The 15845-nt window shown below is 63.0% G+C and carries 18 protein-coding genes; 10 read left to right on the forward strand and 8 right to left on the reverse strand.

Translation table 11 applies throughout. The features are described from left to right. Nucleotides 1-93: 93 nt before the first annotated feature. Genes ybgC through tolA form a run of 4 tightly spaced genes read left to right on the forward strand, consistent with a single transcriptional unit; the run spans nt 94 to nt 2838 of the window. Nucleotides 94-507, forward strand: coding sequence for a tol-pal system-associated acyl-CoA thioesterase (ybgC, locus tag HS961_RS17590; protein WP_182324213.1), 414 nt, complete (start codon nt 94-96; stop codon nt 505-507). After that, the gene (gene tolQ / locus HS961_RS17595) at nt 504-1202 is read left to right on the forward strand and encodes a protein TolQ (protein WP_182324215.1); all 699 of its coding nucleotides are present in this window, start codon (nt 504-506) and stop codon (nt 1200-1202) included. The genes ybgC and tolQ overlap by 4 nt, the downstream gene beginning before the upstream one ends. A gap of 17 nt (nt 1203-1219) precedes the next feature. Continuing rightward, nucleotides 1220-1654 carry a biopolymer transporter ExbD gene (locus HS961_RS17600; RefSeq protein ID WP_182324217.1) on the forward strand — a complete coding sequence of 145 codons (435 nt, stop codon included), beginning with the start codon at nt 1220-1222 and terminating at the stop codon, nt 1652-1654. Between the two features lie 11 nt (nt 1655-1665). Continuing rightward, nucleotides 1666-2838 carry a cell envelope integrity protein TolA gene (tolA, locus tag HS961_RS17605; RefSeq protein ID WP_182324218.1) on the forward strand — a complete coding sequence of 391 codons (1173 nt, stop codon included), beginning with the start codon at nt 1666-1668 and terminating at the stop codon, nt 2836-2838. 102 nt (nt 2839-2940) lie between these two features. Here the strand turns inward: tolA and HS961_RS17610 are convergent, their stop codons facing one another. The 6 genes from HS961_RS17610 to HS961_RS17635 all read right to left on the reverse strand — a co-directional run bounded on the left by HS961_RS17610 (nt 2941) and on the right by HS961_RS17635 (nt 7761). After that, the gene (locus HS961_RS17610; protein ID WP_182324219.1) at nt 2941-3666 is read right to left on the reverse strand and encodes an SDR family NAD(P)-dependent oxidoreductase; all 726 of its coding nucleotides are present in this window, start codon (nt 3664-3666) and stop codon (nt 2941-2943) included. Between the two features lie 23 nt (nt 3667-3689). Next, nucleotides 3690-4670, reverse strand: a complete 981-nt coding sequence (locus tag HS961_RS17615) for a Bug family tripartite tricarboxylate transporter substrate binding protein (RefSeq protein WP_182324220.1) — start codon at nt 4668-4670, stop codon at nt 3690-3692. A gap of 34 nt (nt 4671-4704) precedes the next feature. Continuing rightward, the gene (locus HS961_RS17620; protein WP_182324221.1) at nt 4705-5442 is read right to left on the reverse strand and encodes an SDR family NAD(P)-dependent oxidoreductase; all 738 of its coding nucleotides are present in this window, start codon (nt 5440-5442) and stop codon (nt 4705-4707) included. 1 nt (nt 5443) lies between these two features. Further along, complete coding sequence (locus HS961_RS17625) at nt 5444-5971, reverse strand: 2,4'-dihydroxyacetophenone dioxygenase family protein (RefSeq protein ID WP_182324222.1); 528 nt, start codon at nt 5969-5971, stop codon at nt 5444-5446. Nucleotides 5972-6167: 196 nt separating this feature from the next. Continuing rightward, nucleotides 6168-6995, reverse strand: coding sequence for an undecaprenyl-diphosphate phosphatase (locus HS961_RS17630; protein WP_182324223.1), 828 nt, complete (start codon nt 6993-6995; stop codon nt 6168-6170). A 130-nt stretch (nt 6996-7125) separates the two neighbouring features. Further along, complete coding sequence (locus HS961_RS17635; protein ID WP_182324224.1) at nt 7126-7761, reverse strand: ATP-binding cassette domain-containing protein; 636 nt, start codon at nt 7759-7761, stop codon at nt 7126-7128. 75 nt (nt 7762-7836) lie between these two features. Between HS961_RS17635 and HS961_RS17640 the strand changes: the two genes are divergently transcribed. Then, on the forward strand, nt 7837-8202 hold the full coding sequence (locus HS961_RS17640; protein ID WP_182324225.1) for a hypothetical protein: 366 nt from the start codon (nt 7837-7839) through the stop codon (nt 8200-8202). 33 nt (nt 8203-8235) lie between these two features. Here HS961_RS17640 and HS961_RS17645 read toward each other — a convergent pair whose 3' ends face one another. Further along, nucleotides 8236-9066 (reverse strand): TOBE domain-containing protein, encoded by an 831-nt coding sequence (locus HS961_RS17645; protein WP_182324227.1) that lies wholly within the window; start codon nt 9064-9066, stop codon nt 8236-8238. A gap of 178 nt (nt 9067-9244) precedes the next feature. On the opposite strand from HS961_RS17645, the gene modA reads away from it, so the two are divergent. The 3 genes from modA (at nt 9245) to modC (ending at nt 12022) form a co-directional block, all read left to right on the forward strand. Continuing rightward, complete coding sequence (gene modA / locus HS961_RS17650; RefSeq protein WP_182324229.1) at nt 9245-10000, forward strand: molybdate ABC transporter substrate-binding protein; 756 nt, start codon at nt 9245-9247, stop codon at nt 9998-10000. Nucleotides 10001-10190: 190 nt separating this feature from the next. Then, entirely contained in the window at nt 10191-10889 is a 699-nt protein-coding gene (modB, locus tag HS961_RS17655; RefSeq protein WP_182324231.1) for a molybdate ABC transporter permease subunit, read from the forward strand. Continuing rightward, nucleotides 10886-12022, forward strand: coding sequence for a molybdenum ABC transporter ATP-binding protein (modC, locus tag HS961_RS17660; RefSeq protein ID WP_182324233.1), 1137 nt, complete (start codon nt 10886-10888; stop codon nt 12020-12022). The genes modB and modC overlap by 4 nt, the downstream gene beginning before the upstream one ends. 67 nt (nt 12023-12089) lie before the next feature. Here the strand turns inward: modC and HS961_RS17665 are convergent, their stop codons facing one another. Then, the gene (locus tag HS961_RS17665; RefSeq protein ID WP_238347644.1) at nt 12090-12725 is read right to left on the reverse strand and encodes an OmpA family protein; all 636 of its coding nucleotides are present in this window, start codon (nt 12723-12725) and stop codon (nt 12090-12092) included. A gap of 447 nt (nt 12726-13172) precedes the next feature. Between HS961_RS17665 and HS961_RS17670 the strand changes: the two genes are divergently transcribed. Continuing rightward, the gene (locus tag HS961_RS17670) at nt 13173-13802 is read left to right on the forward strand and encodes a TRAP transporter small permease subunit (protein ID WP_182324235.1); all 630 of its coding nucleotides are present in this window, start codon (nt 13173-13175) and stop codon (nt 13800-13802) included. A gap of 20 nt (nt 13803-13822) precedes the next feature. Further along, complete coding sequence (locus HS961_RS17675) at nt 13823-15643, forward strand: TRAP transporter large permease (protein WP_182324237.1); 1821 nt, start codon at nt 13823-13825, stop codon at nt 15641-15643. Nucleotides 15644-15845: the final 202 nt, after the last annotated feature.

Here is a 15845-nt window from a genome sequence, read left to right on the forward strand (position 1 = left end):
CGATGCACCATTTCGTCCCGGCTCACCGCAGAACAGGCATGGGCTTGGAAGCGGCTCCTCCGCACCATAAATTTGACCGAAAAGGCTATATCCATGGCCTTTGAATTCCCGATCCGCATTTATTGGGAAGACACCGATGCCGGCGGCATCGTGTTTTATGCCAACTACCTCAAGTTCATGGAACGCGGCCGCACCGAATGGCTGCGCTCGCTGGGACTGGAGCAGCAACGTCTGCGCGACGAGGTCGGCGGCATGTTCGTGGTCAGCGAAGCCAATATCAAATACTTACAACCTGCACGCCTGGACGATGAACTCATCGTCACCGCAGAACTCCAAGCTGCGGGGCGTGCCTCGATGCAGATCGCACAGCGGGTGCTCTTAAAACAGAAGCAACCAACAGATACACCTCAACTGCTGTGTGAGGGCACAATCCGTATCGGCTGGGTCGACGCTGTCAGCATGCGCCCGGCAAGAATTCCTCAATCCCTGATCCAAACCATCTCATGAATTCCCAAGAAATGTCCATTGCCAGCCTGGTCTTGCACGCCAGCTGGGTGGTGCAACTCGTGATGCTGATCCTGGTGGCTGCCTCGGTCGCCTGCTGGGCCACCATCATGCGCAAGTTCGGCATGCTCAAAGCCATCAAAGCGAAGAACGAGACCTTCGAGAGCGACTTCTGGTCCGGCTCCAGCCTCAACGAGCTCTACCAGAACGCGATGCACAACGTCAAAGCCTGCGGTCCGATGGAACGCATCTTTGCCAGCGGCATGCGCGAGTACCAAAAACTGCGTGAGCGCCAGATTACCAACCCCGACACCTTGCTGGACGGCACACGCCGCGCAATGCGCGCCAGCTTCCAGCGCGAGATGGACGAGATCGAATCGGGCCTGTCCTTGCTGGGCACCATCGGCTCGGTCTCGCCCTATGTCGGTCTGTTCGGCACGGTATGGGGGGTGATGCACGCCTTTACCGGCTTTGCCAATATGGAGCAGATCACCCTGGCCACCGTCGCGCCAGGTATTGCCGAAGCGCTGGTTGCCACCGCCATGGGCCTGTTTGCCGCCATTCCCGCCGTGACGGCCTACAACCGCTTCTCCAGCGGCATTGACCGCATCGCCAGCCAGCAAGAGACCTTCATCGAAGAGTTCTCCAACATCCTGCAGCGCAACCTGGGTGCCCAGCCGGTGCACGCGGCGCACTAAATACAAAGGAAACCGCCATGCCGGCCGTCGCCTCTCGCGGAAAACGCAACCGCCGCACCGTGAACGAAATCAACATGGTGCCCTTCATCGACGTGATGCTGGTGCTGCTGATCATCTTTATGGTCACTGCCCCCATGCTGACGCCAGGCGCCATCAACCTGCCCAAGGCAGGCAAGAGCGAGCGCCCCCCAACCAAGAACATCGCCCATGTCCTTCTGGACAAGGACGGCTCCGTCAAGCTGATGGTGGGCAACCGCACGCAAGCGGTGGCTGCTGGTGATCTGGCCGATGTGGCCAAGTCCTGGCAAGCCGACAATCCGCCGGACGACAGCGCCATGCTTATCGTCGCGGACAAGGACCTGAGCTACCAGAAGGTGATTGACGCGATGTCGACCTTGCAGAAGGCCGGCGTCAAGCGCGTGGCCTTGCAAGTGGCAGGCGGCAGCCAGTAAGAAGAGTCTCCATGTCCCCTCGTCAAGAGCGCGATCAGCTTGCCCCTCCCAAACCCCCGTCGCGGACCAAGTCCTGGACCGTGGCGGCCGCTGCCCATTTGCTGGTGGTCGTCGCCTTGCTGTGGACGGTGCGCAACCCCCGCGACAGCGATCAGCCCTCGGTCGAGGCCGAGCTGTGGGCGCCCACCAATGAGCAGGCCGCGCCTGCCCCGCTGACGCCGCCCCCTCCTCCGCCACCCGTGGCCCCACCGCCCCCAGCTCCCGTGCCGCCGCCACCTCCGCCTGCGCCCGCCCCCCCTGTGGTGACCACGCCCAAGCCGGCCGCTGCCGTGCCGGACGAGGATGACCGCGAGTCCGAAATAGCCCTGCGCAAGAAAAAAGAGCAGGAAGCCAAGCAGCGCGAGCAAAAGGAGCGCGAGCTGGCCGAGCGCAAGGAAGCCGACCGCAAAAAGCAGGCCGAGCAGGACAAGAAGGACCGCTTGGAAGAAGAGCGCCAGGAACGCCTGCAAAAGGACAAAGAAGCCCGCGAAAAGGCCGACAAGGCGGAGAAGGACCGCAAGGAAGCCGACCGCAAGAAGCAGGCCGAGCAAGACAAGAAGGACCGCCTGCAAAAGGACAAGGACGCCCGCGAGAAAGCCGAGAAAGACAAGGCAGAACGCGAGAAGGCTGAGAAGGCCAAAGCAGAAGCCGACGCCAAGGCGAAGGCCGCTGCAGACGCCAAGGCCAAAGCGGCCGCCGATGCAAAGGCCAAGGCTGCAGCGGATGCCAAAGCCAAGGCCGCCGCCGATGCCAAGGCTGCCGAAGCGCAACGCCAAGCCAATATTGCGCGCATGGCCGGTATGGCGGGCGCCGCAGGTGCATCCGGCAGCAGCCAGGGCGGATCGACCTCGGGCACTGCCTCTGGCCAAGGTGGCCCATCGGCCGGCTATGGTGGCAAGGTGGCTGCCAAGGTGCGCCCGAACATCACCTTCCCCGATGACATCCAGGGCAACCCACGCGCCGAGCTGGAAGTGCGCGCTGCGCCCGATGGCACCATCGTTGGTGTGCGACTCACCAAGTCCAGCGGCAACAAGGCCTGGGACGATGCCGTCGTCCGCGCGATGCACAAGACCGAAACCCTGCCGCGCGATACCGATGGCCGGGTGCCGTCGAGCCTGGCGATTGGCTTCCGTCCGAAGGACTAAAGACCCATCCGTCTTATCGAAAAAAATGCCCTCGGCCACATGGCCGAGGGCATTTGTCTTTTCAAAGGCAGCACGCTGCCACGGCCCTTGCGGGCTGCTGCTTCAGGTCACCATGTACCCGCCGTCAACCGGCAAAATCACCCCCGTCATAAAGCTGGCTGCCGGCGTGCAAAGAAAGACCGCCGCCTGCGCCACATCCTGCGGTGTGCCCCAGCGACCCAGCGGCGTGCGCGCCAGGATGGGGCCCGCGCGGGCCGGGTCGTCCTGCAGCGCCTGGGTCAATGGCGTCGCAATCCAGCCGGGGGCAATGGCATTGACACGGATGCCATCGGCCGCATAGGCAATGGCCAGGGACTTGGTGAGCTGGCCAATGCCGCCCTTGCTGGCCGCATAGCCGGGCACCAGGCCACCGCCAAAGAAGGTCAGCATCGATGCGGTGTTGACGATGCAGCCACGCCGGGCGCGCAGCTTGTCGCGCGTGGCGGTGCAGACCCGCATGGTGCCGGTCAGGTTCACCTCCAGCACGCGCTGGAACACCTCCACATCGTGCTCCAAGCCGCGCTTGATGATGCCTGCGCAGTTGAAGACGATGTCGAGTTCGTCCAGATCGGCGAGCACGCCATCCAGATCGGCCTGGCGGATGACATCGGCTTCGCGCATCTCCACACTGGCATCGAGCGTGCCATCGCCCTCCCCCAGGCCCAGCGCAATGACGCGCGCGCCCAGTGCGGACAAATGGTTGGCGATCACGGCGCCAATGCCTTGGGAGGCACCGGCGACCAAGGCGGTCTTGCCTGTCAACAGGTCTTTCTGGTAGGTCGTGCTCATGTCTCGCATCAGTCGTGGGTCGCTCAGTTCTTCATGTCCAGCAGCTTGATCAGGTCGGCGAAATAGGTCGCGTCCTTCATCATCTGGTTGCGGAAACCTTGGTCGTCGGCATAGACAAAGCCCAGGTTTTGCTTGGCCAACACTTCCTGGAAGGCGGGCTCATCGACGGTCTTCTTGGCCGCAGCCTTGAGGTAGTTCAGCACATCAGTGGGCAGCTTCTTGGGGCCGGCAATGCCGCGCCAGGTGCCAATGCTCAGGTCAATGCCCTTTTCCTTCAAGGTAGGCACCTTGTCAAAGTTCTTCACCCGCTGGTCGGCCATCACGGTCAGCATCTTGAGTTTGCCGGCCTGCAGCTGCTGGGCCACTTCGGCGGGGCTCACGGCCACGGCATCCACGTGCCCACCCATCAGCGCCAGCACGGCCGGGCCAGCACCTTGGAACGGAATATGGTTGAACTGGATGCCGGTCTTGTCGCCCAGCGCCGTCGCCGCAAAGTGCCAGATGGAGCCATTGCCGGCATTGCCCACGCCCATCTTGCCGGGGTCCTTCTTGGAGGCGGCCAGGAACTCTTCAATCGTGTTCCAGGGCGCATCGGCGCGCACGGTGATCGCGGCGGGGTCGGCATTGAACTGGATGATGGGCTGCACATCGTCATAGGAGAACTTGGCCAGGCCCATGGGCTTGAGGGTCACCAGCTCCACCGTCACCACGGCCAGCTTGTAGCCGTCAGGCTTGGCATTGATCATGTCCGTCCAGCCAATGGCACCGCTGGCGCCGGGCTTGTTGATCACCACAATGCTTTGGGGAATATGCTTGCGTGCCGCCTCGCCAAAGGCGCGGGCCACACCGTCGGTACCGCCACCGGGCTGGAAGGGCACAATTAACTCGATCTGGCGCGCCGGGAAATCAGCAGCTGCTGCCGCATTGCCCAGCGCCATCACTACCGCGCTGGCACCCGCCGCAACCAGGCCAATGGCGCCTCGGCGCGTTTTGCTCATGTTCATACCGTCTCCTCTGTTTTTACTTTGTCGTGCAGTTTCAATAGGTCGCACGTCCACCGGATACATCAAACACCGCCCCGGTGCTGAACGAGCAGGCGTCGGACGCCAGCCACAGCACCTGGGCTGCAATCTCTTCGGGCTCGCCCAGGCGGCCCATCGGGCTCTTGGCAATCATCGTGGCCACATGCGCAGGCGCCATCTGCTCCAGAATCGGCGTGCGCACCGCCGCCGGTGCCACCGCATTCACCAGCACGCCGCTGCCAGCCAGCTCCTTGCCCAGCGATTTGGTCAGTGCCAGCACCCCCGCCTTGGCCGCGCTGTAGGCCGAGGCATTGGGTGTCCCCTCCTTGCCGGCCAGCGATGCAATGTTCACCACCCTGCCATAGCCCTGGCTGCGCAGCACCGGCGCCACCGCCTTGCAGACGTTGTAGACACCGACCAGATTGATGTCAATCACCCGTTGCCAGACAGCGTCGTCAAAGGCATCCAACGCCATCGTCGGCCCGGTGATGCCGGCGCTGTTGATCAGCATGTCGACCCGGCCCAAGCTTGCTAAGGTCCGCGCCAGCGCAGCCTGGATGCTGACCGGGTCGGTCACATCGACGGGGCAGAACAAGGCATCGCCAGCCTGGCTGGCAACAGGCGCCTGCAGATCCCAGACCGCCACACGCGCTCCCGCTTGCTGCAAGGCCTGCACCAGGCTGGCACCGATGCCGCTGGCGCCACCGGTCACCACGGCCACGCGGCCGCTAAATTGGTAGCTGCAATCGGCCATGTCAGCGGATGAACTGGTTGGTGTAATCGGCGCCCAGGCCGACGGCCTCAAAGTGCTTGCGGCACATCTCTATCTTGGTAAACACATCCTCAAAGCCCATGCCCTTGCCCCAGGGGTCGGTGTAATACATGACACCGTTGACCTGGAAATAGGTGATCATCTCCTCGCAGTCCTCGGGCACATACAGGGTGTGGGTCTCGCCGGGCGGCTCGAACACATAGCTGCCCTCCTTGGCCCACCATTCGTGTTCCAGGTATTTCCAGCGGCCTTTGAGCACAAAGCCATGCACCGCCTGGGGGTGACGGTGGCGGCTGAGCACCCCCGATTTGCGCACCTTGAGCAGGTTCATCCAGTAGCCTTGGCTGGCGTTCAGGCACAGCGGGCGAAACCAGACATTCTCGGCCTGGGGCACCCACAGCCGGTCATCGGTGGGGATGGCACTCTCCACCACGATCTCGGGCAGCGCATCGGGCGGGTTCGGATACTGGTACGGCATCAAGGGGGTCTGGTCGGGGCTATCTACAGGCATTTATCCACCATATGGACGAAAGTTCATAATATGGATTATTGTAGAGAATGCCTGGAATCCTGCTGCCCAGACAAACCCGAAGACGGACGCCAGGGAGACATCTGGGCGACTGACAGCCGCTCTGGAAACCGAAGTAAACGCCCACAAAAAAGCCCGGCATGGAAGCCGGGCTGCGTTCGCAAGGGATGACCGTTGATCAGGAATCGACCCAGTTCACCTTGCCGCTGAAAGCCGTCACCAGCACGATGATGCCGAACACAATCCGGTACCAGGCAAACGGCACAAAGCTGTTGGAGGCGATATAGCGCAGCAGCCAGCGCACGCAGAGCCAGGCACTGATAAAGGAGAAGAACAGGCCGGTCGCAAACATGGGGATGTCGGCCATCGACAGCAGCGCCCGCTCTTTGTAGAGGCTGTAGACGCCGGCGCCAATCAGGGTGGGAATCGCGAGGAAGAACGAGAAATCGGTCGCGGCCTGGCGCGACAGGCCCATCAGCATGCCTCCGATAATGGTGGAGCCGCTGCGGCTGGTGCCGGGAATCATCGCCAGGCACTGCACCAAGCCGACCTTCAAGGCATCCAGCGGCGTCATCTCATCAACCGTCTGCACCCGCACATGGGCGGATTGGCGCTTTTCCGCCCAGAGAATCACAAAGCCGCCCAGGATAAAGGTGGTGGCCACAACGATGGGCGTGAACAAATGCGCCTTGATGTACTTGCCAAACAGCAGGCCCAGCACGACGGCCGGCAAAAAACCGATAAAGACATTCAGCGCAAAGCGCTGCGCCTGGCGGCTCGATGGCAGCGCCACCACGGTGCTGCGGATCTTTTGCCAGTACACCAGGATCACCGCAAAGATGGCGCCGGTCTGGATCGCGATATCGAACACCTTGGCCTTGGCATCGTCAAAGCCTAGCAGGCTACCGGCCAAAATCAAATGGCCTGTCGAGGAGATCGGCAAGAACTCCGTCAGCCCCTCCACCACGCCCATGATGGCGGCTTTGATCAACAACAAGGTGTCCACAACAGTCTTTCGAAAAAAAGTTTGCCCGATTATCCAGCGACCCAACACGCGCCACAGGGCTGGCCCACCGGCACGCACGAAAATTTACACAATGCAGCGCTCAGCGCCGCGTCCTGCGCTGCCCTACCCACTACGCAGCCGGCAAGGCCACCACCTGCACCCCATCGCCCGCCTCCAGCAGTGGCTCGTAATGCGCCAGCACCAGGTAGCGCCCTTGCGCGGCAAACAGCGGTGCTGCTATCCGCAAGGCCTCCCGCAAGGCAGTCAGCGCCGGTTTGTCAAGCCCCGAGGTCGGTTCATCGAGCAGCACCAGCCGGGCGCCACTGGCCAGGCCCAGCGCGATGACCAGCTTGCGCAGGCTGCCGGTGGACAGCGCCAGCAAAGGCTTGGCCGTGTGGGGCAGCAGATCAAAGCTGTATTGCGACTGCGCAAACAGCGCCTCATCCCAACCCGGGCAGGCGCTGCGCATCTGGGCGATCCAATCAGCGACCAATGTGGTATCGGGCGGCATGGTCACCGGCAGGCGCGGCTCATGCCAAAACACAGCACCGGTGCGCTGCAGCGCCTGCGGTGTCTGCCCATCAATGCGCAGGCTGCCACTGCTGCCCTGCAGCAGGCCGGCCAGCAATTGCAGGGCCGTTGTCTTGCCAACGCTCCAGCCATCCACCAGCTGCACCAGGCCGGGCGCGGCCTGCCATTGCCAACCGGCCAGCAACGGGGCCGCGGGCGGGTATGAAAATTCCAGCGCATTCCAATCCAAGCTCATAGGGGTATCCGGCTCGCATGATTAACTCCTAAAAACATAGCATAAAATCGCGCAATATCGATGAAAACCCCGCACATGCTCGACTATTTGGACTTTGACACCAGCGACGACGGCGAAGGCTGCACCAGCCTGGATGCCATGGCCTATGCCAAGGCCGCCCACTGGCCGGCGCTGTTGACCGAAGTCACGCAGCTGCTGGCCTGGTGCAGCAACGCGTTTGGCACCCCCGGCCCCTTGGAAGACGGCCATGCCTGGGATCTGGACCTGCAGCTGCAAAGCGATGCAGGCGATGCGCTGGATGTGCAGTGGGATGCGCGCGGGCGCCTGCTGCTGGCACCCGATGCCGCGCAGCACAGCGCGCTGCAACTGAGCCTGACCCTCAGCGGCCCCGACCCTTTTGCGCAGCAGGTGCTGCAGCAGTTTGTGGGCGAATCCCCTTAGGCCGCTACCGCCCAGGCTGGATCATGGGTTGCCTCACTCCCCACTAAGCGCAATCACCACCGCCGAGGGCTCCACCGTCACCTGCACCGCAGCGCGCACCCGCAGCGATGAGGTCTCGCGGCTAAAGCCCACCAACTGCATGCCCGACGACAGGCGCACGGCCAGCTCCTGCACCGCGCCGCCCCGTGTAGCGCGCGTGATGACGCCCTGCCAACCATTGCTGCCAGCGGCCACATCTGCGGCAGCCGATGCCGCCTGCACCGTCACGGCCGTGGCCTTGCACATAGCCAGCACCGGCAAGCCCCGGCGCAGGCCCAGCAGTTGCACGCTCTCGTCGGTGATATGGGAATGCAGCACAAATTGCGCACCGGCATCGGCGCCCTGCAGCTGCACTTGTACCAGCGGGCCTCTGCGACTGAGCTGGGCGACTACGCAAGGCCATTGGTTGCGCATGCTGGTCATGACCTGCAAACGGGCCAAGGTGGTGGCGACCGAGATGCCCGCCGCGCCAGCGGCACGCGCCTGGCTGTCCGCCGCCGCTGGCAGCTGGCGTGCGTGTTCCAGCTGTACATGCAATTGCTCGCGGGCATGGCCCATGGCATCGGCGGCCTCCAGCAGCAGCAGTGCATCGGCGGTGAGCTGCGCGCCGCCGCCGCCCTTGCCGCCCACACTGCGTTGCACCAGCTCTACGCCTGCCAGGTTGGACAAGGTATCCAAGGCCTGCCAGGCCGCCTTGTAGCTGACGCCCACGCGGCGCGCGGCCTCGGATATGGAGCCGCAATTCTGGATATGGCGCAGCACGTCGATGCGGCGGTCAGAGCGCTTCTCGGCGAGCGCGGCGGCGAGCGATGCTTGGGGAATCATGGCGCGGATCTTCGCATGCTTTGCGCCCGCATGATCAGGACCACGGTGCTGATTCGCCTGCTCCGCATTAGGGAGACCGCATGCACCCAGCGCTCTTTGACCCCCATGGCTTGGTCACCCTCCGCAATCTCGTTACACTCGCGTTATTCATTAACAGAATAGCGATCAGCCTACTGCCATGACCCATTTCCGCCTTGCCCCCCTCGCCCTGTCCCTGTTTGCCGCCCTGGCTGCCAGCGCCCATGCCGACGAAGTCTCGGTGGCCGTGGCGGCCAACTTCACCGCGCCCATGCAAAAGATCGCTGTCGAGTTTGAAAAGGACAGCGGCCACAAGGCGGTGCTGTCGTTTGGCGCTACCGGCAAGTTCTATGCACAGATCAACAACGGCGCGCCCTTTGGCATTTTGCTGGCTGCCGATGACACGACGCCCGCCAAGCTGGCACAGGAAGGCAAGGCCGTGGCAGACAGCCGCTTTACCTACGCCATTGGCCAGTTGGTGCTGTGGAGCAAGCAAGCGGGCTATGTGGACGACAAGGGCGCCGTGCTGAAGACCGGTGACTACCGCCATATCGCCATTGCCAACCCCAAGCTGGCGCCCTACGGCCTGGCTGCGATGGAAACCCTGAAGAACCTGGGCCTGACCGACCAGGTAACCCCGAAAGTGGTGCAAGGCGAGAACATTGGCCAGACCTACCAGTTCGCCGCCAGCGGCAATGCCCAGCTGGGTTTTGTGGCCCTGTCGCAGGTAATGGAAGACGGCAAGCTGCGTGAAGGCTCGGCCTGGATTGTGCCGTCTAGCATGCATGAGCCTATCCGCCAGGACGCCATCATCCTCAACACCGCCAAGGACAGCGCAGCGGCCAAGGCGCTGATGGACTACCTCAAAGGTGACAAGGCCCGCGCCATCATCAAGTCCTACGGCTACGCGTTCTAAATAGCGTTGCCCGCCAAACACGGCGGGTGTTGGCTAGCCGGGCGCATACAGCTCGGCACGCTCAGTCATCGGCCACCGACTTCAGCGCTTTGGCTCGGCCACACATTCCCCTTGCCGGGCCCGCGCTGTGCGTGCACCATGTGCGCAGCCATCGCCCTTCTCCTGACCCTTAGCGACGACCCCGCCTGCCGTGAGTACCTCCATTCTCAGCCCCGACGATTGGGCCGCCATCTGGCTGACGCTGGAGCTGGCCAGCCTCACCACCATTTTGTTGCTGGTGCTGGCCACGCCGCTGGCCTGGTGGCTGGCGCATACGCCATCGCGCTGGCGCGGCCCTATCGGCGCGGTGGTGACCTTGCCCTTGGTGCTGCCACCCACAGTGATCGGTTTTTATCTGCTGGTCACCATGGGCCCCAATGGCCCGCTGGGCCAGCTCACCAATTCCATGGGCTTGGGCTATCTGCCCTTTAGCTTTGCCGGGCTGGTGGTGGGCTCATTGGTCTACTCGCTGCCCTTTGCGGTGCAGCCGCTGCAGCGGGCCTTTGAGGGCCTGGGCCGCCGCCCGCTGGAAGTGGCGGCCACCTTGGGCGCCAGCCGTATCGACAGTTTCTTCAGCGTGGCGCTGCCGCTGGCGCGGCCCGGCTTTATCACTGCCGCCGTGCTGACCTTTGCCCACACCGTGGGCGAGTTCGGCATTGTGCTGATGCTGGGTGGCAATATCCCTGCAAAAACGCGTGTGGTCTCGGTGCAGATCTACGACCATGTCGAAGCCATGGAGTACGCCCAGGCGCACTGGCTGGCGGGCGGCATGGTGGTGTTTGCCTTTGTGGTGCTGGTGGCCTTGCAATGGCTGCAACCCCGCGACAAGAACAACGCAAGCCCCCTATGACGCAAGCCCAAAACCTCAACAATGGCATTCAGGTGCGGCTGCAGCTGCAGCGCGCCGCGTTCCAGCTGCAGGTCGATCTGCAACTGCCTGGCCAGGGCGTGACCGCGCTGTTTGGCCCTTCGGGCTGCGGCAAGACCAGTTGCCTGCGCTCCATCGCCGGGCTGGAGCGCGCGCAGGGCCGGGTCAGCGTCCACGGCGAGCCCTGGCAGGACGATGACAGCGGCCACTGGCTGCCCACCCACCAGCGCGCGCTGGGCTATGTGTTCCAGGAAGCGAGCCTGTTCCCGCACCTGAGCGCGCAAGACAACATCCGCTACGGCCTGCGCCGCACACCGGCCGCACGCCAGCGCGTGCAGCTGGAGCGCCTGGTGGAGCTGCTGGGCATCGGCCCGCTGCTGGCGCGCAAGCCTGCCACCTTGTCAGGCGGCGAGCGCCAGCGGGTGGCGATTGCCCGTGCGCTGGCTACCAGCCCGCGCGTGCTGCTGATGGACGAGCCGCTGGCCGCCCTCGACGCAGAGCGAAAAGCCGAGGTGCTGCCCTACTTGGACCAGCTGAGCGAGCAGCTCAAGCTGCCGATTCTCTATGTCAGCCATTCGATCGACGAGGTGGGCCGGCTGGCCGACCAGGTGGTGCTGTTGCAGGCCGGCAAGGTGGTGGCACAAGGGCCGGTGGCCGAGCTGCTGACCCAGTTGGATGCACCCCTCGCCAAGAACTTGCCCGATGCCCAGCAGGCCAGCCTGCTCGAAGGCCAGGTCTGCGGCCACGACACGCAAGACCATCTCTGGTCGCTGCAAATAGGCAGCATGCCCCAGCTGCAGTTGCACTGGACGCAGGCGGATGCCCACTACGCGCAAGGCGAGCGCGTGCGTCTGCGCGTGCTGGCGCGCGATGTCAGCCTGTCGCTGATGCCACAGCCGGGCAGCTCCATTCTCAACAGCTTGCCGGCGGTGGTCACCGCCATCCAGGCGAACAGCCCGGGCCAGGTGCTGGTACAGCTGCGCCTGGCGCCTGGCGCTGCCGATGACACGCCCCATCTGCTGGCGCTGGTGTCGGCCCGATCAGCGCGCCTGTTGCAGCTGGCACCTGGTCTGCTGGTGCATGCCCAGCTCAAGGGCGTCGCCGTATTGCGCTGAACCCTGCGGCCCCCAAAAACAAAAAAGCCCGGACGCATCCGGGCTTTGTCGTCAGTGGCTGAGCCGATTAAGGGGCCAGCACCACTTCCACGCGACGGGCTTGGGCAAGGTTGCCAGCGTTCTCCACCGCTTCGGGCTTCTTCAGCTCCAGCTTGTCTTCGGTCAGGCCCAGGGCCAGCAGCGCATCGCGCACGGCAAAGGCGCGTTGCTTGGCCAGCTCGGCATTCTTCTCGGCATCGCCGGTGGCATCGGTGTAGCCCGAGATCACTGCGCGTTGGCCCGCCTTCACGCCAGCTACCACGTCCACCAGCGCCTCATTGGCGCCCGCAGCCAGCTCGGCCTTGGCGGTGGCGAAGTAGAACTTGACCACGCCGTTTTCGATCATCACAGCGGCGGCATCGTCTGCGATCACTGCAGCGCCATTGGCAGCAGCGGCACCGGTAGCGCCAGCGGCATTGGCCGCATCAGCAGCAGCGGCTGCACGGGCAGCGGCCACAGCGGGATCGGTACCACCCAGCACGGCACCACCCTTGGCACCCGTCTGCATGGTGGCAGCGGTCACGCCGGCTTGGGCGGACTTGGCACCGTGCAGGCCCTTATAGGCACCGAACCACACAACCCCCAACACCACCAAGGTGATCAGGGCAAAAACAAGGCCCAAGGCAAAGCGCTCATCACCGTCATTATTTTGCGAAGAACTCACGGTCAGACTCCAGGCACCTGTAGTGCATTAAAAGAGAAAAAGAAAATGTTCCTGGTGGTGGGCAGTGGCACAGCCCTGCCTACCCTCCATCGGCAGATACGCGCGAGATTGTACCTTGCAGCGCAGCCGCCCCGCGCCCAAGGCGCCGCCAGCCGCTGGGCAAACCCTCGGCCGGTCATGCGGGTCTCACCGGTGGTCACCGGCATCGAGTTGCTTGAAAATAGATAGCAGCTGATGACCGTACCATGCCGCCTTCCTAGTAATTACCCTTGAGTTTGCCGCTTTCGGCGAAAAAAGTTTTCATCCTTGCTCCTGTATGCAACAGAGGCCAGACAATTTGTATTGGGAACGGCGTACTTATTCGTAAAATCAGTGCTTTTCGAAAATGTGCATTTGCTTACCAGCAATGAGCACGTATTACAGGACTAGCCAACCATTGGAGACACCATGCAGGCTTTACTCGCTCTATCCAGGGCTATAGACAGGCTCAACGCCTTTGTCGGCAAATACTCAATCTGGCTCATCTTTGCCGCCACCTTTATCAGCGCGGCCAACGCTATCGTTCGCAAGGCCTTTGACGCCAGCTCCAACGCCTTTCTTGAAGTGCAGTGGTACCTGTTCGCCTGGTCCTTCTTGCTGGCCGCGGGCTACACCCTGCTGCACCGGGAGCATGTGCGCATTGACGTGATCAACTCGCGCCTGTCCAAGACCAAGCAGGTCTGGATCGACATCATCGGTTTCTCGCTGTTCCTGACACCGCTGTGCGTCACCATTCTGTGGCTGAGCATGCCGGTGGTCATCCAGATGTACCAGTCCGGCGAAGTCTCGGGCAACCCCGGCGGCCTGATCCGCTGGCCGGTATGGGCAGCCATTCCCGTGGGCATCACCTTGCTGTTGCTCCAGGGCCTGTCCGAGCTGGTCAAGCGCATCGCCTTTTTGACCGGCGATGGCCCCGACCCGATGGGCAAGCTCAGCGACAAGAGCGCCGAGGAAGAGCTGGCTGAAGCACTGCGTGCAGAAGCTGAAATCAAGCAGGCGCAGGCCGCCGCAGCCCTGGCTGCAGCGCGCCAGGTCTAAGGCCAGCCAGAGGACCTCAAATGGAATTTCTAGTTACCAATTACGCCCCGATCATGTTCGCGGGCCTGATCGTCTTTCTGCTGCTGGGCTTTCCCGTGGCGTTCAGCCTGGGCGCTGCCGGCCTGATGTTCGGCTTTATCGGCATTGAGCTCAATGTCTTCCCCTCGTCGGTGATGGCCTGGTTGCCCCAGCGCCTGATCGGCATCATGGCCAATGACACCTTGCTGGCCGTGCCCTTCTTCACCTTGATGGGCTTGATACTGGAACGCAGCGGCATGGCCGAGGACTTGCTCGACACCGTCGGCCAGGTCTTTGGCCCGATCCGAGGCGGTCTGGCACTGGCCGTGATCTTTGTGGGCGCGCTGCTGGCTGCGACCACCGGTGTGGTGGCCGCGTCGGTTATCTCCATGGGCCTGATCTCGCTGCCCATCATGCTGCGCTACGGCTATGACCGGCGCCTCGCCTCCGGCGTGATTGCCGCATCGGGCACCTTGGCCCAGATCATTCCGCCCTCGCTGGTGCTGATTCTGATGGCTGACCAGCTGGGCAAGAGCGTGGGCGACATGTACAAGGGCGCCTTTATCCCCGGCTTCATGCTGATGGGTCTGTATGTGGTGTGGGTCGCCTTCCTGGCCATCTTCAAGCCCAAGCTGGTGCCTGCGCTGCCTGTTGAAGCACGTATCTACCGCGAATCCAATGGCAATGCCGGCTACACCTCACTGATCGTGGTGATGGGCCTGTCGACGATTGTGGCCATCTTCCTGGCCAGCCATATGGCCGACATCCACACCTGGTGGGAAGGCAAGCTGGTCACCGACGTGGCCACCGACGAGAAGATTGTCACCGCCATGTGCGGCGGCACCTTCATCGCCTTTGTGATCGCCTCGATCAACCGCGTCTTCAAGCTGGGGCTGCTGTCCAAGCTGGCCGAGCGTGTGACCTTTGTGCTGATCCCGCCGCTGCTGCTGATCTTCCTGGTGCTGGGCACCATCTTCCTGGGCATCGCAACGCCTACCGAAGGCGGCGCCATGGGTGCGATGGCTGCGCTGATCATGGGCTTTGCCCGCCGCCGCCTGAACATGACCCTGCTCAAGCAGGCGCTGGGATCGACCACCAAGCTCGCCAGCTTTGTGATGTTCATCATGATTGGCGCGACGACCTTCAGCCTGGTGTTCCAGGCCGCTGACGGCCCCAAGTGGGTGGAACACCTGCTGACCAGCCTGCCAGGCGGCCAGGCCGGCTTCCTGATTGTCGTCAACGTGATGATCTTCTTCCTGGCCTTCTTCCTGGACTACTTTGAGCTGTCCTTCATCGTCGTGCCCTTGCTGGGCCCGGTGGCCGAGAAGATGGGCATCGACCTGATCTGGTTTGGCGTGCTGCTGGCGGTCAATATGCAGACCTCGTTCATGCACCCGCCCTTTGGCTTTGCGCTGTTCTTCCTGCGATCCGTCGCGCCTGACAAGCAGTATGTGGACCGGGTCACGCACAAGGTGATCGAACCGGTGACCACCATGCAGATCTACAAGGGTGCTGTGCCGTTTGTGCTGATCCAGCTGGTCATGGTGGGTGTGCTGATCGCCTTCCCGGGCATCGTGACCGGTGCGCTGGACAAACCGGTGGTTGTCGATATGCAGAAGATCGACGAGCAGATGATGAACCAGCTGGGCGACCACGACGGTGGCTATGGCGCAGACAACCCGTTTGCTACGCCGGATGTCCCTGCCGATGCTGGCGCAGCAGGTGCAACGCCCGCACCCGCCGCAGAAGGCTATGGCTCGGACGACCCAGCCAAGGCCTTGCAGGATTCGCTGGGCACAGCGCCTGCTGCAGAAAGCAAATAAAGGGCTCCCGGCCCATCACTCCTGAACCCTGGCTTGCCAGGGTTTTTTTATGGCTGACTGCAGCTGGGCCCAGCCTCTTCCAAGCGTTTGGCTGGCTGCCCCCCAGAAATCCTCTGAATACGCCAGCGGATCACCAACACCTACCTGTGCCCCGTAGACGCAAAAAAGCCGCAGCAAGCTGCGGCTCTTGGACTGTGCCACC

Source organism: Comamonas piscis (genome assembly GCF_014109725.1).
Lineage (GTDB): Bacteria > Pseudomonadota > Gammaproteobacteria > Burkholderiales > Burkholderiaceae_C > Comamonas > Comamonas piscis.